This window comes from Pseudobutyrivibrio sp. UC1225, assembly GCF_900115215.1.
In the GTDB taxonomy this organism is placed as follows: Bacteria; Bacillota; Clostridia; order Lachnospirales; family Lachnospiraceae; genus Pseudobutyrivibrio.
Genome location: NZ_FOVQ01000008.1, coordinates 21,129 through 42,942, shown reverse-complemented (window position 1 = coordinate 42,942; position 21,814 = coordinate 21,129). Strand labels below are relative to the sequence as shown.

At 39.3% G+C, this 21,814-nt stretch carries 19 protein-coding genes; 17 read left to right on the top strand and 2 right to left on the bottom strand.

Features of this window, described 5'->3' with window-relative positions; all coding sequences use genetic code 11:
• The first annotated feature begins 62 nt into the window (after positions 1 to 62).
• The 8 genes from BMZ41_RS10640 to sdaAA all read left to right on the top strand — a co-directional run bounded on the left by BMZ41_RS10640 (position 63) and on the right by sdaAA (position 9,482).
• The gene (locus BMZ41_RS10640; RefSeq protein ID WP_090529518.1) at positions 63 to 2,141 is read left to right on the top strand and encodes an endo-1,4-beta-xylanase; all 2,079 of its coding nucleotides are present in this window, start codon (positions 63 to 65) and stop codon (positions 2,139 to 2,141) included.
• Positions 2,142 to 2,222: 81 nt separating this feature from the next.
• Positions 2,223 to 4,580 (top strand): family 43 glycosylhydrolase, encoded by a 2,358-nt coding sequence (locus tag BMZ41_RS10635; protein ID WP_090529516.1) that lies wholly within the window; start codon positions 2,223 to 2,225, stop codon positions 4,578 to 4,580.
• A 230-nt stretch (positions 4,581 to 4,810) separates the two neighbouring features.
• Entirely contained in the window at positions 4,811 to 5,662 is an 852-nt protein-coding gene (locus tag BMZ41_RS10630; protein WP_090169941.1) for a Rossmann-like and DUF2520 domain-containing protein, read from the top strand.
• A gap of 7 nt (positions 5,663 to 5,669) precedes the next feature.
• Entirely contained in the window at positions 5,670 to 6,554 is an 885-nt protein-coding gene (gene panB, locus BMZ41_RS10625; protein WP_090529513.1) for a 3-methyl-2-oxobutanoate hydroxymethyltransferase, read from the top strand.
• Positions 6,555 to 6,556: 2 nt separating this feature from the next.
• Positions 6,557 to 7,414, top strand: coding sequence for a pantoate--beta-alanine ligase (gene panC, locus BMZ41_RS10620; protein WP_090529510.1), 858 nt, complete (start codon positions 6,557 to 6,559; stop codon positions 7,412 to 7,414).
• A 16-nt stretch (positions 7,415 to 7,430) separates the two neighbouring features.
• On the top strand, positions 7,431 to 7,820 hold the full coding sequence (gene panD, locus BMZ41_RS10615) for an aspartate 1-decarboxylase (protein WP_090529507.1): 390 nt from the start codon (positions 7,431 to 7,433) through the stop codon (positions 7,818 to 7,820).
• 132 nt (positions 7,821 to 7,952) lie between these two features.
• Positions 7,953 to 8,612, top strand: a complete 660-nt coding sequence (sdaAB, locus tag BMZ41_RS10610) for an L-serine ammonia-lyase, iron-sulfur-dependent subunit beta (protein ID WP_090529505.1) — start codon at positions 7,953 to 7,955, stop codon at positions 8,610 to 8,612.
• 9 nt (positions 8,613 to 8,621) lie between these two features.
• The gene (sdaAA, locus tag BMZ41_RS10605) at positions 8,622 to 9,482 is read left to right on the top strand and encodes an L-serine ammonia-lyase, iron-sulfur-dependent, subunit alpha (protein WP_090529502.1); all 861 of its coding nucleotides are present in this window, start codon (positions 8,622 to 8,624) and stop codon (positions 9,480 to 9,482) included.
• Here the strand turns inward: sdaAA and BMZ41_RS10600 are convergent.
• A complete protein-coding gene (locus BMZ41_RS10600; protein WP_090529499.1) occupies positions 9,475 to 10,530 on the bottom strand; it encodes a LacI family DNA-binding transcriptional regulator in 1,056 nt (351 codons plus the stop codon). The two genes, sdaAA and BMZ41_RS10600, sit on opposite strands and share 8 nt — an antisense overlap.
• Before the next feature lie 231 nt (positions 10,531 to 10,761).
• Between BMZ41_RS10600 and BMZ41_RS10595 the strand changes: the two genes are divergently transcribed.
• The 5 genes from BMZ41_RS10595 (at position 10,762) to BMZ41_RS10575 (ending at position 19,235) form a co-directional block, all read left to right on the top strand.
• Entirely contained in the window at positions 10,762 to 12,267 is a 1,506-nt protein-coding gene (locus BMZ41_RS10595) for a glycoside hydrolase family protein (RefSeq protein WP_242942054.1), read from the top strand.
• Between the two features lie 12 nt (positions 12,268 to 12,279).
• A complete protein-coding gene (locus tag BMZ41_RS10590; RefSeq protein ID WP_090529493.1) occupies positions 12,280 to 16,410 on the top strand; it encodes a hypothetical protein in 4,131 nt (1,376 codons plus the stop codon).
• Positions 16,411 to 16,580: 170 nt separating this feature from the next.
• Positions 16,581 to 17,018, top strand: a complete 438-nt coding sequence (locus BMZ41_RS10585) for a helix-turn-helix transcriptional regulator (RefSeq protein ID WP_090169928.1) — start codon at positions 16,581 to 16,583, stop codon at positions 17,016 to 17,018.
• Positions 17,000 to 18,193 (top strand): HipA domain-containing protein, encoded by a 1,194-nt coding sequence (locus BMZ41_RS10580; protein WP_090529490.1) that lies wholly within the window; start codon positions 17,000 to 17,002, stop codon positions 18,191 to 18,193. Before BMZ41_RS10585 ends, BMZ41_RS10580 begins: the two co-directional genes overlap by 19 nt.
• Before the next feature lie 151 nt (positions 18,194 to 18,344).
• Positions 18,345 to 19,235: a hypothetical protein gene (locus BMZ41_RS10575; protein ID WP_090529487.1), complete on the top strand. Its 891-nt coding sequence runs from the start codon at positions 18,345 to 18,347 to the stop codon at positions 19,233 to 19,235.
• Between the two features lie 38 nt (positions 19,236 to 19,273).
• On the opposite strand, the gene BMZ41_RS10570 is transcribed toward BMZ41_RS10575, so the two are convergent.
• The gene (locus tag BMZ41_RS10570) at positions 19,274 to 19,468 is read right to left on the bottom strand and encodes a hypothetical protein (RefSeq protein WP_090529484.1); all 195 of its coding nucleotides are present in this window, start codon (positions 19,466 to 19,468) and stop codon (positions 19,274 to 19,276) included.
• 141 nt (positions 19,469 to 19,609) lie between these two features.
• On the opposite strand from BMZ41_RS10570, the gene BMZ41_RS10565 reads away from it, so the two are divergent.
• From BMZ41_RS10565 to BMZ41_RS15660, 4 genes are all read left to right on the top strand, one after another.
• A complete protein-coding gene (locus tag BMZ41_RS10565; protein WP_090529480.1) occupies positions 19,610 to 20,320 on the top strand; it encodes a hypothetical protein in 711 nt (236 codons plus the stop codon).
• 200 nt (positions 20,321 to 20,520) lie between these two features.
• Positions 20,521 to 21,462, top strand: coding sequence for a Fic family protein (locus BMZ41_RS10560; protein ID WP_090529477.1), 942 nt, complete (start codon positions 20,521 to 20,523; stop codon positions 21,460 to 21,462).
• Positions 21,463 to 21,489: 27 nt separating this feature from the next.
• Entirely contained in the window at positions 21,490 to 21,627 is a 138-nt protein-coding gene (locus BMZ41_RS15665; RefSeq protein ID WP_177184210.1) for a hypothetical protein, read from the top strand.
• A complete protein-coding gene (locus BMZ41_RS15660; protein WP_177184209.1) occupies positions 21,624 to 21,776 on the top strand; it encodes a hypothetical protein in 153 nt (50 codons plus the stop codon). Before BMZ41_RS15665 ends, BMZ41_RS15660 begins: the two co-directional genes overlap by 4 nt.
• Positions 21,777 to 21,814: the final 38 nt, after the last annotated feature.

The following is a 21,814-nucleotide window of genomic DNA, read 5'->3' as shown; positions in this document are numbered from 1 at the left end:
GTTACGATATTATTACAAGCAGGGGAGAGAGTTATAAATAATATTTCATGGGGGATAATGAAATGAAGAAAAAATTGTTAAAGAGTTTCGCATCGAAACTCCTTGCTGTCGCATGCGCTTTTACAATGCTTGCCACAGCACCAAGCCTTACTGCAAATGCAGCACAGGCAACACTCCTTAATACCTATGGAAGCACATATGGTTATTCAGGAACATGTATTAACCTGTATCAGCTTAGAGATGCAGGTCAGCTTAATTTCTTAAAGCAGCATTACAACAGTATTACTCTTGAAAACGAGATGAAGCCAGATGCATTACTTGGCGGTTCTGCAAGACTTATCTCAGTTTCACAGGCTAAGAATCAGGGCTACTATATCCCAGATAATTACAGAGAGCAGTACGTACCACAGATTAACTTCAGCACAGTTGATGAGGTTATGAAAATCTGTTACCAGAATGGTCTGAAGATGAGAGCTCATACATTAGTATGGCATTCACAGACACCTTCTTGGTTCTTCCGTAGCAACTATAGCGGTGGAGCAGGTTTTGTTAATTCATCTGTTATGGATGCACGTCTTGAAATGTATGTAAAGACAGTTATGAACCATGTATACACAAACCAGTATGGTAGTGTTGTTTATGCATGGGACGTAGCAAATGAGATTTTACATGCAAATAACTCAGGTTGGGAAGCAGTTTATGGAAATAACAGAAAGAATGCTTCTTATGTAAAGAAGGCTTTCAACTATGCTTACGACACACTTGAGTATTTCAAGCTTACAGATTCTGTAAAGCTTTTCTACAACGATTACAACACATATATGGAAGTTAATGATGTAATCACACTTGTGAACTATATCAACCAGGGCAGAAAGGTTTGTGCAGGTGTAGGTATGCAGTCTCACCTTGGAACAGGCTTCCCTTCAGTTGATTACTATACAACAGCACTTAACTCATTCTTAAGAGCAGGTTTTGAAGTTCAGATTACTGAGATGGATATTACTAACAAGGGCGATAATGATATGGCAAATTATGCTTATCAGCTCTTCAAAAATATCAATACAGCTAAGAAGAACGGTGGCAAGATTACAAGTATTACTTGGTGGGGACTTTCTGATCAGACAACATGGATTAGCAATTCTGCTCCATTATTGTTCTCTAGACCAGGCCAGGCTAAGCAGTCTTACAACAGCGTAATCAAGGCTTACACAGATGTAATTGGTCAGCCAGGTTCAAACCCAGGTACTAGACCAACACCAACACCAACTCCAAATCCACAGCCAACACCAACTCCATCACAGAATGTAGATAAGAACTCTACAGCAAACATTGCTGATGGTTGGTATTATCTTAAGAACACACTTTCACAGAAGTACCTTACAGTTGAAGGCAACTCAGCTAAGGCTGCTACAAATGTATGCATCAGCAAGGGTACAGGTGTTGATGGCCAGAAGTGGTATGTTCAGAATCTTGGAAATGGATACATCTCACTTAAGTCTGGTCTTGGCGATTTCATGCTTGATGTAGCTAATGGCAAGGATGAGGATGGTGCAAACCTTCAGATTTACAATGCTTACGCTCATGATCCACAGCAGTTTATCGTAAAGAATACAAACAAGAGCGGCGTATACACAATCGCTACAAAGACATCTAATGGTTCTAAGTATGTTGATGTTTACGAGCACAAGACAGCTGATGGCACAAACGTATGCCAGTGGACATATTACGGAAATCCAAATCAGCAGTGGCAGTTTGAGAAGGTAAATGGTGGATCACAGGCTCAGCCAACACCAACTCCACAGCCACAGCCAACACCAACTCCTACACCAGCTCCAACACAGGCACCAGCAGAGTCAGGCCTTAAGGCTACTGTAACAATCAACAGCTGGGGAAGTGGTTACACAGCTTCAGTAAAGGTTTCAAACAATACAGGAAAGACTGTAAATGGCTGGACAGTAAAGCTCAAGAAGAGCGAGGTTAAGATGGACTCAAGCTGGAGTGCAAATGTTAAAGAGTCTGGCGATTACTATGTAATCACTCCAATGGATTGGAACAAGACACTTGCAAATGGACAGAGCGCAGAGTTCGGCTTTAACGGAACAGGTAGTGTTTCAAACAACGTTAGCGTTGATGTTCAGTAATAAATAATAGTAACTAGATAATTAGTATCTTCCCTGCTTGTACTAACTATTAAATAATTGTGATATCGTGAGGGATATTGTATGAATAAATTTATTAAGAAGTTCTTTTGCCTTGCGATTACTGGAACAATGCTTTTCAGTACAGCGGTTAGTGCTGAAGCAGCTACTGTAATCAACGGCAGCTACGTTAAAGGAGATAATGAGAATAATCCTCTTGTAACTCAGAACTATGGAGCAGATCCAGCAGTTCTTGTTTACAACAACAGAGTGTATGTATATACAACAAATGATAGCCAGGAATATGAGGCTACTCATGCACAAAATTCATATGGAAAAATTAATCAGTTAAACTGCTATTCTTCATCAGATATGGTTAACTGGACTGATCACGGTCAGATTAATGTAGGTGGTAGCAATGGTGCTGCCAGATGGGCTAGCAATTCTTGGGCTCCTACAATTTGCTGCAAGAGAATTAATGGAAGAGATAAGTTTTTCCTTTATTTTGCAAACAATGCAAGCTCTATTGGCGTTCTTACAGCAGACAGCCCAACAGGTCCATGGCGTGATCCACTTGGACATGCTTTCATTACAAAAGCAACTCCAAACTGTAATGTAGAATGGCTTTTTGATCCAGCCGTTTTAGTAGACAGTGATGGAACAGGCTACCTATACTTTGGTGGTGGTGTTCCAAGAGGACAGGATGCAAATCCAAAGACAGCAAGAGTTATCAAGCTTGGAAACGATATGATTAGTACAGTAGGTACTGCTGCTATGATTGATGCTCCTTATCTTTTCGAGGATTCAGGAATTAACAAAATTGGCAACACATACTACTACTCATATTGCTCAAACTGGAACTGCAGAAACGGATTTAGAAATGCAACAATTCAGGTTATGACAAGCCGTAACCCTATGGGACCTTTCACATATCAGGGTGAAATTATGGCAAACCCAGGCTCATTCTTCAATGGTTCGGCTGGTAACAACCACCATCAGATTTTTGAGTTTAAGGGAAATTACTACATTGCTTATCATACAATGACAGTACAGAATGCCGTAATGAGCAATCTTGGTTACAGAACAACTCAGATTGACAGAGTTAACGTTTCTGGTGGAAGAATCCAGACAATCAAGCAGACAATGTCTGGTGTTCCTATGAATCCTTCAGTAAACCCATACGAGTGGGTACAGGCTGAGACAATGTTTACACAGGCTGGAATCAAGGTTCGCGGTAATGGCGATGGTTCTGCATGGGTAACAGATATTAACAATGGTGATTTCACAAAGGTTAAGGGTGTACAGTTCTCTAAGGGTGTTAAGTCTATCACAGCTACTGTTCAGAGTGGCGGAAATGGAAGCATCGAGGTAAGAGAGGGCTCACAGTCTGGTACATTACTTGGAACAATTAATGTTTCAAATACAAGTGGTTCCTTCAAGGATTTCACAGCTAACGTAAGAAATGTAAACGGAGCAAAGGATATTGTTCTTGTATTTCGTGGCTCATTTGCATTTGATAGATGGAAGGCAAACACAGATAATGGCGGAAGCGAAGCTCAGCCTACACCAACACCTACACCAACACCATCACAGAATGTAGATGCAAATACTACAGCAAACATTGCAGATGGTTGGTACTATCTCAAGAATACACTTTCACAGAAGTACCTTACAGTTGAGGGAAACTCAGCTAAGGCTGCTACAAACGTATGCATCGCTAAGGGTACAGGTGTTGATGGACAGAAGTGGTATGTTCAGAACTTAGGAAATGGTTACATTTCACTTAAGTCAGGTCTTGGCGATTTCATGCTTGATGTTGCAAATGGTAAGGATGAGGATGGCGCAAATCTTCAGATTTACAATGCGTATGCACATGACCCACAGCAGTTTGTAGTAAAGAATACAAACAAGAGTGGTGTATACACAATCGCTACAAAGACATCAGCTGGTACAAAGTATGTAGATGTTTACGAGCACAAGACAGCTGATGGCACAAACGTATGTCAGTGGACATATTATGGAAATCCAAATCAGCAGTGGCAGTTTGAGAAGGTAAATGGTGGTTCACAGGCTCAGCCAACACCTACACCAACTCCAGCTCCTACAGCACAGCCAACTACAACACCTACACCAGCTCCACAGCCATCTACAGAAAGTGGTCTTACAGCTAAGGCTACTGTTAACAGCTGGGGAAGCGGATACACCGCAAACATTAAGGTATCTAACAATACAGGTAAAACTGTAAATGGTTGGACACTTAAGATTAAGAAGAGCGAAGTAAAGATGGATTCTAGCTGGAACGTAAATGTAAAGGAATCAGGCGATTCTTATGTACTTACACCAGTAGATTGGAACTCATCTATTCCAAATGGCGGAAGCGTAGAATTTGGATTTAACGGCTCAGGCAATGTTGGAAGCAGCATTAGCGTTGAGGTTCAGTAAAATTGTTATCAAAGAGGCTCAAGTTTAAAGGCTTGAGCCTCTTTTTTGAACAAAAAATATAAAATGTTTCTTTACATGGCGTAACATAAATGATAAAGTGTCCTTCGGATGGTATTCGAAAGAAACTATACCTTTTAGCTTCTAAATTTTAAAAAGGTGCGCCCGATGGCATGCTCGTATCATTTTGAACGAGACTGTATCACCCCCGGATAAATAAGGAGGTGTTGCCCATGAAGGTTGGATTTGTAGGTGCTGGAAAAGTAGGCTGTTCTCTTGGCATGCTTTTTGAAACAACACAGCACAATCTTGCAGGCTATTACAGCCGCACGTCTTCATCCGCGGAAAGTGCAGCGGATTTTACCAAATCAAAACATTTTCAGAATTTAGAGACATTAATTGAAGAATGTGATACGGTGTTTATCACTGTTCCAGACGATTCTATTTCTACAGTTTGGGATAGCATAAAACACATGTCTATCGCTGGAAAAATGATATGTCATTGCAGCGGTTCTTTATCTTCGAACATCTTTAAGGATATTGAAGAGACTGGCGCATACGGTTTCTCGGTCCATCCATTACTGGCTGTATCAGATAGATACAGATCATACCAGGAGCTTCCAAAAGCATTATTTACAATTGAAGGAGATGCAGCCCACATCGCTGATATTAAGGCCCTATTAGAGAAAAGTGGTCTTAAATATTCAGTTATAAATGCAGATGTGAAAACACGTTACCATGGTGCAGCTGTTATGTGCTCAAATCTTGTTGTTGCACTGATTCAGGCTGCAGAAGATGAACTTCGTATATGCGGATTTTCAGAAGAACTATTAAGTGATGCTATAGCGCCACTTTTGACAGGTAACGTAAACAAGGTCCTAAAGGTGGGAACCAAGGATGCATTAACCGGTCCTATAGAGCGAAATGATATGAGGACAGTGGAAAAGCATCTTGATACCTTTGAGGGAATAGATAGGCAGGTGTATAAAACCCTGTCACTTAAGACCCTAGAGGTGGCAAAGCATAAGCATCCCGAAAGTGATTATAGTGATTTGGAGCTTCTATTAACAACCCAGGAGGATTAGGAGAATAATGAAAAACACAGTAACAACTCTTCAGCAGATGAAGAAAGACGGAGAAAAAATAAGCATGCTTACCTGCTATGATTACTCAACAGCATGTCTTATGGAGGAATCAGGTATTAATGCCATTCTTATCGGCGATTCCCTTGGAATGACAATGATGGGATATAGTGACACTCTTCCAGTTACAGTTGATGATATTATTCATCACTGTGCTTCGGTTTCAAGAGGTCTTAAGGATACATTTCTTGTGGCAGATATGCCATTCATGTCTTATCAGACATCAGTATACGATGCAGTAAAGAACGCAGGACGCCTCATCAAGGAAGGTCATGCACAGGCTGTAAAGCTTGAGGGTGGTGCCTCAGTTTGTGAGCAGATTCGTGCTATCGTAAATGCGGATATTCCAGTAGTTGCTCATATCGGTCTTACTCCACAGTCAATTAATGCCTTTGGTGGCTTCAAGGTACAGGGAAAGAATGTAGAGCGTGCAATCCAGATTCTTAAGGATGCAAAGGCAGTAGAGGAGGCTGGTGCATTCATGGTTACTCTTGAGTGCGTTCCAGAGGAGCTTGCAACACTTATTTCTCAGGAGCTTACAATTCCTACAATCGGTATTGGTGCAGGAAATGGCTGTGATGGTCAGGTTCTTGTATATCAGGACATGCTTGGAATGTTCTCAGGATTTAAGCCAAAGTTTGTAAAGCATTTTGCTAATATCGGTGAGGAAATGAAGCGTGCTTTCAAGGAGTATGATTCAGAGGTTAAGTCTAAGGCGTTCCCATCAACTGAGCACAATTTCAAGATTGATTCAGAGGTTATGGAAGAGGTTCGCAAGGCTGCAGCCACAAAGGAATTTACAGTAACACTTGAGGATGAAAGGGTAAAGGCATAATTATGATTAAGGCAGCAACAATTAAGGAAGTTAAGGATAATGTTAGAGAGTGGAAGAAGCAGGGCTTAACAATTGGTCTTGTTCCAACAATGGGGTATTTACATGAGGGCCATGCAAGCCTGATTAAACGCGCACGTGAGGAGTGTGATAAGGTAATAGTTTCTGATTTCGTAAATCCGATACAGTTTGGACCAAAGGAAGATTTAGCTACATATCCTAGGGATTTCGACGCTGATTGTGAATTATGCGAAGGTCTTGGTACTGATTTGATTTTCCATCCAGAACCATCTGAGATGTATCTTGAGGGATTCCATTCTTATGTTGGTGTGGATACATTATCAACAGAGCTCTGCGGAAAGAGCCGTCCTATCCACTTTAACGGAGTATGCACTGTTGTCAGCAAGCTTTTCAATATTACAGAGGCTGATAAGGCATACTTTGGTCAGAAGGATGCGCAGCAGCTTGCAATCGTAAAGCGTATGGTTCGTGATCTTAACTTCAACATCGAAATCGTAGGTTGTCCTATCATCCGTGAGGAAAGCGGTCTTGCAAAGAGCTCACGTAATACATATCTTTCTGAGGAAGAAAGAGAGAAGGCACTTGTTCTTCACAAGGCTCTTACAGTAGGTGAAGAGATGGTTCGCTCAGGTGAGAAGGATGCAAACGTAGTAAAGAAGGCCGTTACAGATATTATCGAATCAGAGCCACTTGCCAGAGTTGATTATGTGGAAATCGTAGACTGGAACGAGCTTCAAAAGGTGGATAAGATTGATGGTCCTATCCTTACAGCAGTGGCTGTTTATTTTGGAGACAAGGTACGTTTGATTGATAACTTCATTGTTGAAGAAGCTGTAAAGTAAGAAAGGTATTAAGATTATGAATTTGACAATGCTTAAAGGCAAAATACACAGAGCAACAGTAACACAGGCTGAGCTTGATTATGTGGGAAGTATTACTATTGACGAGGATTTGCTTGATGCAGCAGGTATCCTTGAATATGAGATGGTGCAGATTGTTGATGTAGAAAACGGAAATCGTTTTGAGACTTACACAATCGCAGGTGAGCGCGGAAGCGGTGTGATTTGCCTTAATGGTGCAGCGGCTCGTTGCGTATCAGTAAACGACCATGTAATCATCATGTGCTATTGCAGCATTCCTGCAGAAGAAGCCAAAGGCCACAAGCCTAAGGTAGTTTTTGTAGATGATGCAAATAAAGCAGCACGCATTACAAATTATGAAAAGCACGGTAAGCTTGGCGAGCAATAAAATAGCAATATAAATAATTAACGGCTTCTTGATATAGGTTATGTGATTGAGTAAAATTCTAATCATAAATAAATATATTAAGAAGTCGTTTTATTTATGTGCAAAAACGGCTATCTCATTTAGGAGAGTTAGATGAATTTATTTGATATTATTGGTCCAGTTATGGTAGGACCATCCAGCTCACACACTGCTGGCGCAGCCAAGATTGGAAATGTGTGCCACAAGCTTATGGGTGAGGAAATCAAAAAAGCAGATATATATTTGCATGGCTCCTTCGCAAAAACAGGAAAGGGTCACGGCACAGACAAGGCGCTAGTGGCAGGTCTTTTGGGACTTGATGTAGATGACATCAGAATTCCAGAGAGCTTTACAATTGCTAAAGAGCAGGGCTTAGAGTTTGCCATTAATACCATTGATTTAGGTGATGTACATCCTAATTCTGCGAAGGTTGTTATGCATGGCGTTAGCGGAGTAGTAGTTACTGTTGTTGCAGCATCCCTTGGCGGTGGAAGAATAGAGGTATGTCAGCTCGATGGAGTGGACGTAAGCTTTTCTGGTGAAAGCCCTACTCTTATCGTTCATAATGTTGACCAGCCAGGATATATTACTGAGGTTACAAGCCTTCTTGGAAAGCAGGGAATCAATATTGCCACCATGCAGCTTCATAGAAAAAATCGTGGTGGTGAGGCAGTTATGGTTATCGAATGTGATGATGAGGTTCCAGTTGAGACAAGACAGGAATTAGAGAAGCAGGAAGGCATTATGAAGGTGTCATATTATTCACCAAGATAGAGGTAGTTTATGTTTGATTCTATAGAAGAGATTTATAAAAAAGAGCAGGAGTCTGGCACTCCTTTTTGGAAGATAGTTCAGGCGGATGATTGCAGAGAACGTGCAGTATCTGAGGAAGAGTCTTTCGCAACCATGAAGAAAATGTACATGGCAATGAAGGAATCTGCTTTGAATTATGATTCGCATATACGAAGTAATAGCGGCTTGGTTGGCGGCGAAGCTGGCCAGCTGAGAAAATATTTGGATGAGGGACAGCCTCTTGTTGGAGAGTTTACAGGACGTGTCATGGAGCTAGCTCTTAGAGTAGCAGAGGGCAATGCCTGCATGAAGCGAATTGTTGCAGCTCCTACAGCAGGCTCCTGCGGAGTAGTTCCTGCAGTGTTTATTGCAACTCAGGAAAAGCTGGGATTATCTGACGACAAAATGACTGAGGCCCTTTTTGTGGCAGCAGGGGTAGGAGCTGTTATTGCAAAGCGAGCATCTCTTGCAGGAGCAGAAGGCGGTTGTCAGGCAGAGATTGGCTCGGCCTCATCAATGGCTGCAGCAGGTCTTGTTTATTTAAAGGGTGGTAATGGCAAGCAGAGCGCTAATGCAGCAGCATTAGCACTTAAGAATCTTCTTGGATTGGCCTGTGATCCTGTTGCAGGACTTGTGGAGGTTCCATGTGTTAAGAGAAATGTTTGTGGCGCCATGAATGCAGTCACATCAGCAGAGCTTACCATGGCAGGAATCGAAAGCAGAATTCCTGCAGATGAGGTATTCGATGCAATGAATTCCATTGGTAAGAGCATGAGCCCTGATATTAGGGAGACCGGAAACGGAGGTGTTGCAGCTACGCCTACTGGAATGAAAATAGCAAAGTCTATTTAAGCTCAGGTGCCGAAGCACGATATATAATATCAGTTTCTATGTAAGTCTTTTTAAAAGGTATATAAGGATTGGCGATGCGGGAAAGTAGTAATTCCGCAGCCGTGTAGCCCATGGAGCTGCTGTGAATCTTTACAGTGGTAAGGCTAGGCTCGGTGAGGGTTGACTCTGGAGCATCGTCGAATCCGCATATACGAACTTCTTCAGGTATTTTCTTGCCCAATAATCTAAGGGCCTTCAGCACGGACATTGCCAAAAAGTCGTTGGCACAGAAAAATAAATCAGGCATAGCAGGAAGCGCGGCAATCTGCTGGCTTAGCCACTGTGCATCTGAATAAGGAGAGCTATCCTCTGCTAGAATGCAGCTATTTGCATCAACAGAAAGGTGGTTATCTGCAAGTACAGAAACATAAGCCTGCCATCTTTCATAGAAGGATTGGCAATGATATCTGTCTCCTACAAAAGAAATCCTTTTATTTCCAGCTCCAATCATAGAATCAAGCATATGGTATACGCTTGAAAGATTTTCCATCAGCAAAACATCAGCATTAATATTGCATTTTTGCGCGATAGGTGTATCCACAAAAAGAAGTGGGATATCCTGTTTGCACAGAAATTCACTGTATTCAGTTGAAAATAATTCCATGCAGATGATGCCTGCAATGTTTTCTAAATTGATGTTTGCAGGAAAGCATAGGTTATTTATTTCGTAATCACGAATTATATTGATGGAAAGCTTGTAGCCAAGTGAATCTATTTTGTGATGAAAGGCTTCCAGCATTTTTGTTCCAGAATGGGAATTACCTGGAAATGCCTGTGTGAATAAAGCAATTTCAGATTTGGCACCAGGTGTAAGGCTTGGCGATTCTGAAAGTGGTGCAATTGAATCGGCTGATACAAACTGCTTGTAGCCCATAGCAAGTGCGGCCTGGCAGATTTTATTTCTGGTGTTGGCAGATACATTGCCTGTGTTATTTAAAGCTCTTGAAACAGTATTTCTTGATAGTCCAAGTGAATCTGCAATTTCCTGAAGGGTAACACGGTTACTCATTATATTCTCCTAAGTATTTTTAGTTACATTTATAGTACAGGAATATCAAAAATGTGTCAAATGCACCATTCTGAAAAATACTAGTGTGCATTTTATACAAAATCAAACCTTGAAAAATCAATGGTTTCTACAAAAATGTGATACATTTGCGCAAACTAATTGATACATATGCACCATAATGATAGTATAAATGTAACATTCGAAGGTGCAGTAGCACCAAAAGGAGGGTATATGAGGAGAATAATCGTTATGCTTTTGCTTGGCACCCTTAGCCTAAGCTGTATTGGCTGTTCTGCAGGGACATCAGAAGCAAAACAGGAAGCGGAGGAACAGTATTTGGGAGAGAGCATAGATAACCATGTAGTTTTTCCTGCATCAGTCGAGGGATTCGTAGGTGATACAATGCCATTTTATGATGATGGTACCTACAATATTTTTTACCTGGCAGATCAAAGAAATGGTAAGCAGGGATATCATCCTTGGGCAATGATGCAGACAAAGGATTTTGTTAATTATGATGACAAGGGAGTTGTAATTAATTACGGAGAGACTATTAAGGACCAGGATATTGCACTTGGTACAGGTAGTGTGATCAAAGATAAAAACGGAAAGTATCACGCTTTCTATACAGGTCACAATGATGCATATGAACCAAAGGAAGCTGTAATGCATGCCATTAGCGATGACCTTGAAAATTGGGAGAAGGTACCAGAGGATACTTTCTACGCAAACGAGAATTATGCAAAAAATGATTTCAGAGATCCATACGTTTTATATATGGAGAATGAGGATTGTTACTGGATGCTTGTTACTACCAGAAGCAACAATACTGGTGTAATTGCAAAGTACACTTCAAAGGATTTAAAGACCTGGAAGGATGACGGGGTATTCTTTGAAAACGATATGGATACAGATTCAAATATGGAGTGCCCAACACTTCTTAAGTATAAGAATAAATGGTATCTTTCATTCTCTGATCAGTGGCCAAACAGAATTGTTCACTACAGATTTACAGATGATTTAAAGGCTGGCTTTAAGAAGCCACAAAGAGATTTCTTTGATGGAAATGGTTTCTATGCTGGAAGAATGGAAACAGACGGAGAGAGACTTTTTATAGTAGGTTGGAACGGCACAAAGGTAGGACATGCTGATGATGCTGAATACGACTGGGGCGGCAACATGGTTACACATGAATTAATCCAGGCAAAGGACGGAAGCCTTAGCCCTGTGATGGTAAATGAAGTGGAAGCCAGCATGACAAATAGTCTTGCAGTAGCTCCTGAAAAGATGACTGAGTCAATAAAGTCTGATGATAATACTTTAAATTTTGCCGGAGAAGAATACGAGGTGGCAGGCTTCAAGAAGCTACTTGGAAGCTACATCGTTAGTGGTAAATTTAAGAACTTTGATGAAAACGGAATGTTTGGATTTGCCTTTAATTTAGATAGCGAAAATGTAGGCAAGCTTAATATCGTTTTCAATGCTGCAAACAAGCGTATCGAATTTTACAACACAGACAATATCATGGCCGAGGTTCCACAATCATATGTTGATTATGATTTTGGAAAAATGGATGAGCTTGATGTAAAAATGGTTATCGCCGATGGTGTTGTTTCAATGTATGTAAATAACGATATCGTATTTACGGAGCGCATGTATCTTTCACAGGGAATGGAATGGGGCATCTTTAGTGTAAAATCAAAGGTTTCTGTGGAGGATTTGAAGGTATATAAGTAAGGGGGAATTGAAATGGTTAATAATGTGGTTAAAAAGCTAATCACAAAAAAGGCTCTTATAGCTTTGGCTGGTGTTGCTGTTGTGGGAGGCGGCGCAGCAGCGGGAATACATTTGGCAGGGAATCTTAGCGAAGATGGAATGCTAGAGGAAAAAGGACTTACATTTTTATCTGCAAAATGGCCAGAGGTTTTTGATGTTGAAGGATATGTGGAGCCAGAATTTGTGGATGTTCCAAATCGTACAAATAACGCATTTAATGTAAGCGATTTTGGCGAGCAGGGAAAGAATGGCTGGTTTTATCGATATGGTTCTGCGCAAAATCCTAGTCGCTCACAGCGCCTGGAAAATTTTGATGGAGAGAAATATTCACAGCGCGGTGTAAGCGGTCTTGAGGTTAAAAATAATTTCATCCATACTTCTGAAGCTGCTGCTCCTATTTTAGAGTGGCGTGCTGCAAAGGATGGAAAAGTAAATGTTAGTCTTACATATGTAAAATCTGTAAATGGCGATAAGAATCCATCATATCCTGACGGCGTTACCGTATATGCGTATAAAGGTGACGAGATGTTGGGAAGATATGATGTGGATGTCAGTACAGAAACAGAAAAAGTTCTTGAGCAAAAGCTTGAGGCGCTGGATGTGAAAAAGCTAGAAAGTCTTTATTTTGTAGTAGATGCCAAGGCTAATAATGCTTATGATGGTGGTTCGCTTTATGTATCAATTAATGATGTTGACAATAAAGGACTTCAGGCAACAGTGGACCATGAGCGCAAAAACAACAATGCGAATAACTTCGAAGATTTTGGCGCGGAGGGACACAGAGGATGGACATATCTTCACGGCAAGAGCGTTAAAGATGCAAGCATTGTTTCTACATTTAACGGCAAGGAATACCTAAATGCCACATCACCAAATCTCACAATGAGCGAGGGGTTTATTCATCCATCTATAAATGATAATGCGATTCTTTGCTGGCAGCCAGCTGTGGATGGAAATATCGAGCTTAGAATGAAATATTCAAAGTTCGAGCAGAACGATGGAAATCCTAAGTATCCAGATGGTGTTACCGTCTCTGTTTATAAGAATGGGGAGAATTTATATACAAAGAAAGTAGCTGCTCCTTCAAAGGGAACCAATGAAATCAAGTTCCGTGATAAGGACATAAATGTAACGACTGCGGATAAGTTATATTTTATGGTGTCAGCTGATGGTAACGCATCCTATGATGGTGGCGCCTTTGATATTTCTATTTTAGATAGAAATGGTGCTACCACCGAGAAGGATGTAAAAATCGATGAGACCGAAACCAGACAGAATTTTGCGGATATAAAGTATGATTTTGGTGAGCAGGGCAACAATGGTTGGTTCTTCCAGGAGGGTTATGAGGACGACCCAACAGATACCCTGAATATGACAAACTTCGAAAAGGATGAAGACAGATATTTTGATGATAGCTATCTTGAAATAAAGCGTGATTTTGTAAACACAGGCAAGGGACGTTCTGCTGTAATCAAGTGGAAGGTGGCTCAGACAGGAAAGGTTAAAATCGATGCTTCTTATACAAAGTTTAAGAACGAGGATAAGAATCCTAGCTGGCCTGATGGAACAAAGGTAACTATTTTCCATAATGATACACCTCTTGTTTCAGAGGAATTTGCACCAGACCGTATAAACGAAGTGACAAAGCGTCTCGATGTTTCAGAGGTTGATGTTGCAAAAGATGATTTCATAACAATGGTTGTAAATCCTAAGGAAAACAATGCTTATGATGCTGGTAAGTTTGAATTTTCAATTAAGGGAATCACACCACTTACCGGTAAGACTGAAAAGGATGTTGTTTCTTATTCAGATAGCAGAAGCAACAACTGCTCAACAGTTGAAGATTTTGGCTCACAGGGAGCAAACGGATTGTGCTATCAGTCGGGCTATTATCTTGACCCACTCTACGCTGTTAATCTTGAAACCTATGCGAAGAATGAAAAATATACAACAAAAGATGGCGTAGAAATTAAGCGTGATTATATCATGCCTGGTAACAAGGGGCGTTCAGCAATTGTAAAATGGGTTGCCAAGGAAGAAGGCTGTGTGGACATCATGACCACATACACCAAGCATAAGAATCTTGATAAAAATCCAGATTGGCCAGATGGTGTTAATGTTTTCCTGATGAAGAATGGACAGGTTCTGAAAAAGGAAGAGTTTGCTCCAGAGGTTTCAAAGGAAGTAAAGAAAGAATTAAACTGCAATGGCGTTTATGTTAAGGCAGGTGATTGCATTTCACTTATGGTGGATGGTAAGGAAAACACAGCCTACGATGGTGGAAATTACACATTCGTTGTTGAGGATGCTGATTACAAGACCACAAAAATGGTGAACAATAGTGACAGCAACTATGCAAACCTCAAGGTTGATTTTGGTGAGCAGGGTAACAATGGCTGGTATTACTTAGAAGGTCCATCTATCAAAAAGGCAGAAATACTTACAAAGAAAACAGATGACGGAAGCGGTTATGTTTCGCGAAAGGCAAAATGGCTCGAAGTAAAGAGAGATTATGTACAGCCTAGATTAAACGCTCATGCAATGTACAAGTGGGTAGTAGCTGTTGATGGAAATATCGATATCAACGGAAGCTATGCAAAATTTGGTAACGAAGATCCAAACATGGATTGGCCAGATGGTGTTGTTGTTTCGGTATACAAAAATGACAGCGAGCTTCTCAAAGAGGTTGTGACCTGCCCAAGAGGTGAAAAGAATAAAACTGTTAAAAATATTCAGTTCAATAAGCTTGCTGTTAAGGCTGGAGATATTCTTACATTTGATATTGGCTGCAATAAAAACAGTGCATGGGACGGCGGATGTCTTGATATCGACATAGCAGATTCTGATGTGCTTAGAGTGTCAGTTGGCGATGAGGAGCGTTCAAACAACACATCACTTGGTGCGCTTACAACTCCACTTGCACAGGGCCAGGACGGCTGGTGGTTCCTTGAAGGAAAGAGCATTGATTCAGCCAGATGTTTGATGAAGACAAATGATGATTGCTCTGCATTCCTATCTTCAAAAAATGAAGGTCTTGAAATGAAGAAGGATTATGTACATCCAGCAAAGGATGCAGCAGCTATTTACCAGTGGGTTGTCTATGCAGATGGCAAAATTGATGTGCTCGGAAATTATGTGAAGTACGGCCAGAATGATGGAAATCCAAGCTGGCCAGACGGCGTAAAGGTACTGGTTTATGTAAACGATACTGTAGTTGTAACAGAGGATGTTGAAGCTCTCAGAGGCGACGGCAATGACAACTCTGTAAACTTCATGCTTGAGGGTGTAAATGTCTCAAGAGGAGACAAGATTTCCTTTGTAATTGATGCAAAGGATAACAACGCCTGGGACGCTGGTAGACTTTCAGTAAACATTTATGATGCAAGTGATGTTCCAGAAGAGGAAGCTAGAGAAAACAAGACAACTCTTGCAGATGATTTTAGCGGTGTTCAGGGAGAAAACGGCTGGTACTACGGTATGTGCGATTGGGATGGAAAGAACTTTGAAAGACTTCCATTCGATGAAGAAAATAATCGCTACTACAATGGTGGTAAGCCAGAGCTTAAGCCTGATTTTGTAGAGCCAGGAAATGGCAGAAATGCAGCATACATGTGGATGGCTGCCAAAAATGGAAGAATTGTTGTGGATGGAAGCTACACTAAATTCGCAAACAGTGCAGATCCTAATGCAAATGGTGTTTGCATGAGAATCTTCATTAATGGTGAAGAAAAGAAATGGATTGGTGGAGACATCCAGGGCAACTTTGGCGAGGACCGCACAGTTACATTCAAGGAAATATACACTGTTCACAAGGGCGATGCAGTAATGTTTGCAATCGATCCTGATGGTAATGATAGCTATGATGGTGGTCGACTCGAAGTAAAGATTTATGATGCAGACATACCTGAGGAATCAGAAGAAAATACTTCTGAGGAAAATGAACCAGGCACTCCTGATTCAGATGATTCTGATGCGAAGTCTGAGGAAGAATCTGAGGGTGAGTCAGACAGTGAGTCGGAGGAAGAATCTGAGGAAGAATCTGGCGAAAAAAACGATGATAGTATTAATGAGAATTCCGAGGATAAGCCAGAGGAAGAAATATAATTTATAGTAAAAGAAGTGTGGAAGTTGACGAGATAGTTAGCTTCCACATTTTTTTAAGTTTTAGTATTATTGTCCATAAAAATATAACGTCTATCCGTTATAGTGGTATTTGAATATATTACGAATAAGCGTTATAATATGTTTATCAGAAACCCAAAGAGGTAGATTTTATGAATGATAAGTTTATCGAGATTGTAAAATCAAGCGGGAAAACAGCATATAGAATTTCAAAAGAGACAGGGATTCCATACACGACTGTAAATGAGCTTTGTAATGGAAAAACGAACATAAACAATGCAATAGCTGAAACAGTATTAAAGTTAGCAATATATTTGGAATGTAATATTGATGAATTGCTAAATGATTTTAGTATTCTCGATGGTTATGCAGGGAAATATAAGGGATATTCTTTTAAGTGGAAGAGTTCAAGTGATGGAATAGAGCTTTTGGTTAAGGAAGATGGTCAGTATAGGGCTATTTACAAAGAAGACCGCATAATTATTGATAGCGATTACAATAAGACAAAAGAGATACTAACAAAAGTCATAATAGATGCCTATGATGAACAGGCTCAAGCGGAGAAACTATTATGGGAACATATTATTTAAAACATAAAAACGATATATGTGGCACCATTGTTATTGATGACTCTGGACGTGTTGTAGCTTATCAGGATAACAATAATGGTTTATCACCATATTTGGGAAACAGCACAGTAGAGAACATAAAAAAATGGTGGATGATGAGGGCTATTCCTGCCAGCAGAGATACTATAAAGTCTTTGATCAACAGTCTTGAAGTAACTACGTCAGAGGAATACCTGGCTAAGAATCTTGCTTTAAGTGTTACTGATACATATTGGATTTGTCCTGTAAATATGGATCTAAAGTATGAGGATATCAATTTCTTTAATCTGAAAGAGTATAACGAGGGTAAAATACCGTATCATAATAGCACATCATATGATCCAAATGCTTCTCTTGGTGGCCAGATGGAAAAGTATTGGGATTTGAGTGAATCTATTCCAAGACTTGTAAAGGAAAGTTATAAGTATAATGGTCAGCAGAGTGTAAATGAAGTTGTAGCAACCACTTTATATCAACGACAAAACAATGACATACCATTTGTAAGGTATGAATGTTCGTTGGCTGAAGATGGTGGTAGGATAAGTGTTTGTGATGCATTTACATCCAAGGATGTTGAGCTGGTTTCAGCATATGAAGTTCTTTCATCTGCAAAGGTTCAAAACGACACATCGAATTACGAAGCTTACATAAAGATTTGTATTGATAATGGGATAGAAAGAGGGCAGATTCAAGAGTTCATGGATTTCCAGACATCAATGGATTTCATTCTCAGTAACACTGATGAGCATATGATGAATTTTGGAGTTATAAGAGATACCAATACCATGAAGCTTATTGGACCAGCCCCAATATTCGATTCAGGTAATAGTATGTTTTATGCAGACTTGATGAAAAGACCTTTCACTAGGGTGGAAATGCTTGGAAGAGAGATTACTTCATTCTATAAGAATGAAGAGAAAATGCTTTCCCATATCAAAAATAAAAACATTGTTAAGATGGACTTGTTACCATCCCCTGCGGAGATTAAAGAGTTTTATTGTAATAATGGTCAATCTGAGGAAAGAGCAGAGCTTATAGCTAAAAACTACTATACAAAGCAGGTTATGTTTAAAGATTTTCAACAGGGAAAGACAATTTCTTTGTTCTCAGAAAAGAAAAATGTCAGTGAAGTAGGATTTAAGAATTGCTTACAGTAGTAACAAAAAGATACAAATCAAAAGATATACTTACTGCACTGGATTGTTTTTGGGAAGCGCATAACTATATTCAAAAGGAATGATAGGACGACAACAGTATTATAACTTCATATTTGTCGAATGGATTAGCTACAATAGGAGACCAGCTAGAATGAAAAGAGTAATAGTATCAGCAATGACATTATTTTTTATTGTATCGTTCATTGGATGTGGTACGAATAACAAAGAAGGTACAAATATAATAGGTGGAGCAGATGAACCATCATCAATAGTTCTGGAATCAACAGTAGGTGGTAACGAGTCTTTTTCAAAAGAAGAATTTGATGCAGATAATATTCAGATAAATAAACTTCCTCAGAAAATCTATGATTATTCTGAAGAGAATGCATTGGATTTTGAAAAGTACTATGTAAGACTAGAGGTTAAACCATCTGAGGATTTAAAAATATATGGAGTTGGGGACAATGAGCAGAAAACAGTTCTGCTAGTGTATAAAGATAAATATTTTTACACAGGATGGGAGACAGATCCTGGATTGGAAATATATAGTTATTTAATTTCTGATTTAGATGGGGATGGCGAGGATGAAATTGCAGTCTGCACAAATGAAGATGTTCATCATACTAGTCTCTATGTAGTCGAATTGTCTGATGAAAACTTATGGAAATACCAAAAGTTGGATTGTTATGATGAGAACATAGATAAGTACATTTGGGAGAACTTATCATATACCTATGATAAAGAAGATAATGCAATTGTATTTGTTTCACGCAATGGGAAAAATACAATTAAATATTCAGGAGATGCTTTACCTGATAATTGTGCCGAGATATTAGCAGCAGATAATGTTGTACCTGAAACATTGAATGAGCGAAGAATGTATCTAGGCGGACAAAACGAAGTCGATTTGGTAATGGATGTCTCCGTGGATTACGTACAAGGAACTAATTATGGTGAAGCGATTATAAAGCTTTCTTATGATGAGGATGGAATCACGTTCAGTGGTTTTGATTTTCTAAATAATACAGACCTAAGCTATTAATGGAGGAATTGAAAATTCGTGTTTGTGGAAACAACGACCTATTGCTTCTGCTCATCCTCAAGTTGCTTCTTTTCTCTATGTCTGTAATAGATTCCTGTAATCAACTCCAAGGTAGCGGCAATAACCCAAACCCAAACTAGAAGTTCTTTCCCATTAAAGAACCATATAACTGCATTTAGATAAAAAATAAATGCTATGATTAAAATTGATGTACTACCCTTCCACTTTTTCATTATCATTCTCTCATTTACTTCAATAATATACCATATAATAGCACTAGCGTAATAACAAAGCACTACATTGTGATTTATTATATCAATGGTATAATAAACTCTGTTCGTAAAATCAAAAAAGCAATTGGGAGAATAAAATTTATGACAACAAGAAAAAATAAAAGAAAAAGGAAAGCTAGAGGATTTTCAATCTGTTTAATCATCATAGCGCTCTTATTGATAGTTGGCTGTGGCCTGTATATTCTAAAGGAAAAGAAAACTGAAGAGACTGAATCAAATACGACTCCTATAGCAACCTCCGAAAGCAGTGAAACCGTTCTTGAAACCCAAAACGACGAAGAAATTAAAGAAGATTTATTTGGTCTATTCTTAGACGGCAAAATAGATGCAGAAGCAATTTCCGAAGAAGGTATAGAAGTGCCTATAAATGCTTCTAATCTTGATCTTGAAGGTGATGAATGGGATTCTTATCACTTCTATGACTACAGAGATGTTAATAATGATGGCGATGCGGAATTAATGCTCTCTGGTCCTTACGGTTATAGTTTCTATGATATTAGAGATAATAAGGTTGTTCTTTTCGAGGATGGTCAGGGTACGGGCGCAACCTGCATATTGGCCTATTACAAAGACGCATACTGGATTGTTCAAGCCCACGCTTGGGAGGACTATGATGATTTTAGCATGTACAGATACGAAGGTTCTACTCTAACTGAAACACTAAGATTCGGTAGTGATGCAGATGAAAATGACGAAAAGTATTTCTACCGTAGTCTTCCTAACAGTGATGAAATCGAAAAAATCTCAGAATCAGAATACAACGAACTAATTGACTCTATTCTTCAGGACTAAAAATCAAAACTATGACCTCTATCACATTATGTGATGGAGGTCTAATTTTTTCTTACGGTTATATTCCGGGTGTTATACCAAGGATAAATTTAGGGAACTTTATAACCGTATTAGGACAAAAAAGTTCCCTAAAATTTCTTGTGCTTTAGGGAACTTTTTGTTACTATTTAGATATAAAAGTTCCCTAAAGGAGATTTTAGATGGATAGTAATTTTAATGTAATCCAAAAGTTGTTACAGGAAAGAGCTGATTATCAGGCACGATTGAATTTGATTCCCTACGATGGCTCGCCTGAAGTAAAAGAAAATAGTAGTGGCAAATACTTATATATTCGTAAAAGAGTAAATGGCAGATTAACCTCTACGTATGTGGATGTTTATTCTGATGATTTGTATCAGTTATTGCTTCGTAATACAAAAGAAGCTAGAGAACTCAAGAAGCAGATTCGAAGAGTTGATAAAGAGCTAGCTGCAAATGGGTATACTCAGAATGAACTTTCGCCTGAAGTGATTTCAAATCTTGATTTTGCACGAGCGAATATGAAGTCCAATATATATGATCAGGCTGTATTGGAAGGTGTTGCCACAACATTTCCGCAGACGGAAGAGATTATTGAGAATGGTACAGTTAATGGTATGACAGCTGACGATGTACAAAAAATTCTTAATTTAAAGCATGCGTGGGAATTTATTCTTGATAATGACGTGATTCAGGCTGATAGTAATTATTATTTATTGTGTCATATAGCAAAGCTTGTAAATGAAGGATTTTTCCATGATGGTGGAAGAATAAGGGGAGTACCAGTTTCTATTGGTGGAACTAAATATGTACCGCCATTACCAATAGAATCGCAGGTAATTGAAAGAATAAATGATATTCTTAAAAGTGGTATGAATCCGTTAGATATTGCTATTGAATTGTGCATGTATTGCATGAGAACTCAGATATTTGTGGATGGAAACAAGCGAGCTTCAGTAATATTTGCTAATCACTATATGATAAGTCATGGCTTGGGCTTAATTGTCATTCCAGAAAATTACGTTCCAGAGTTTAAAAAGAAACTTGTTGCTTTCTATGAAAGTGCAGACATTACTGAAATTAGTGATTTCCTAAAAAAATACTGTTGGAAAAAGATGAAATAAGTAAATCGTAGTTGTAGGGGGAAGATAATGTTAGAAGTAAAATGTTCAGATGATTATTCAGTTATTAAAAATCTGTTTACTGAGTATTCCCAAATAAAAGGAGCAGAGGGATGTGTTGCGAATACCGCGGTAAAGGTTATCCAAGAAGCTTCCTTAATTCTATGATAGAACAAGCACGTATATTAGGTTATAAGTTGTTGACATTCGCTACTAAGCCAGATGTAATGAAGACGGCATATGAACTATATAAGCGCATGGATTTTGAAGAAACAGGAAATGACAATGGCGTTGTATCGATGGAAATGTCATTGTAGGTAACAAGAATAACCAAGGTTTGTCGATGCGACCTCTG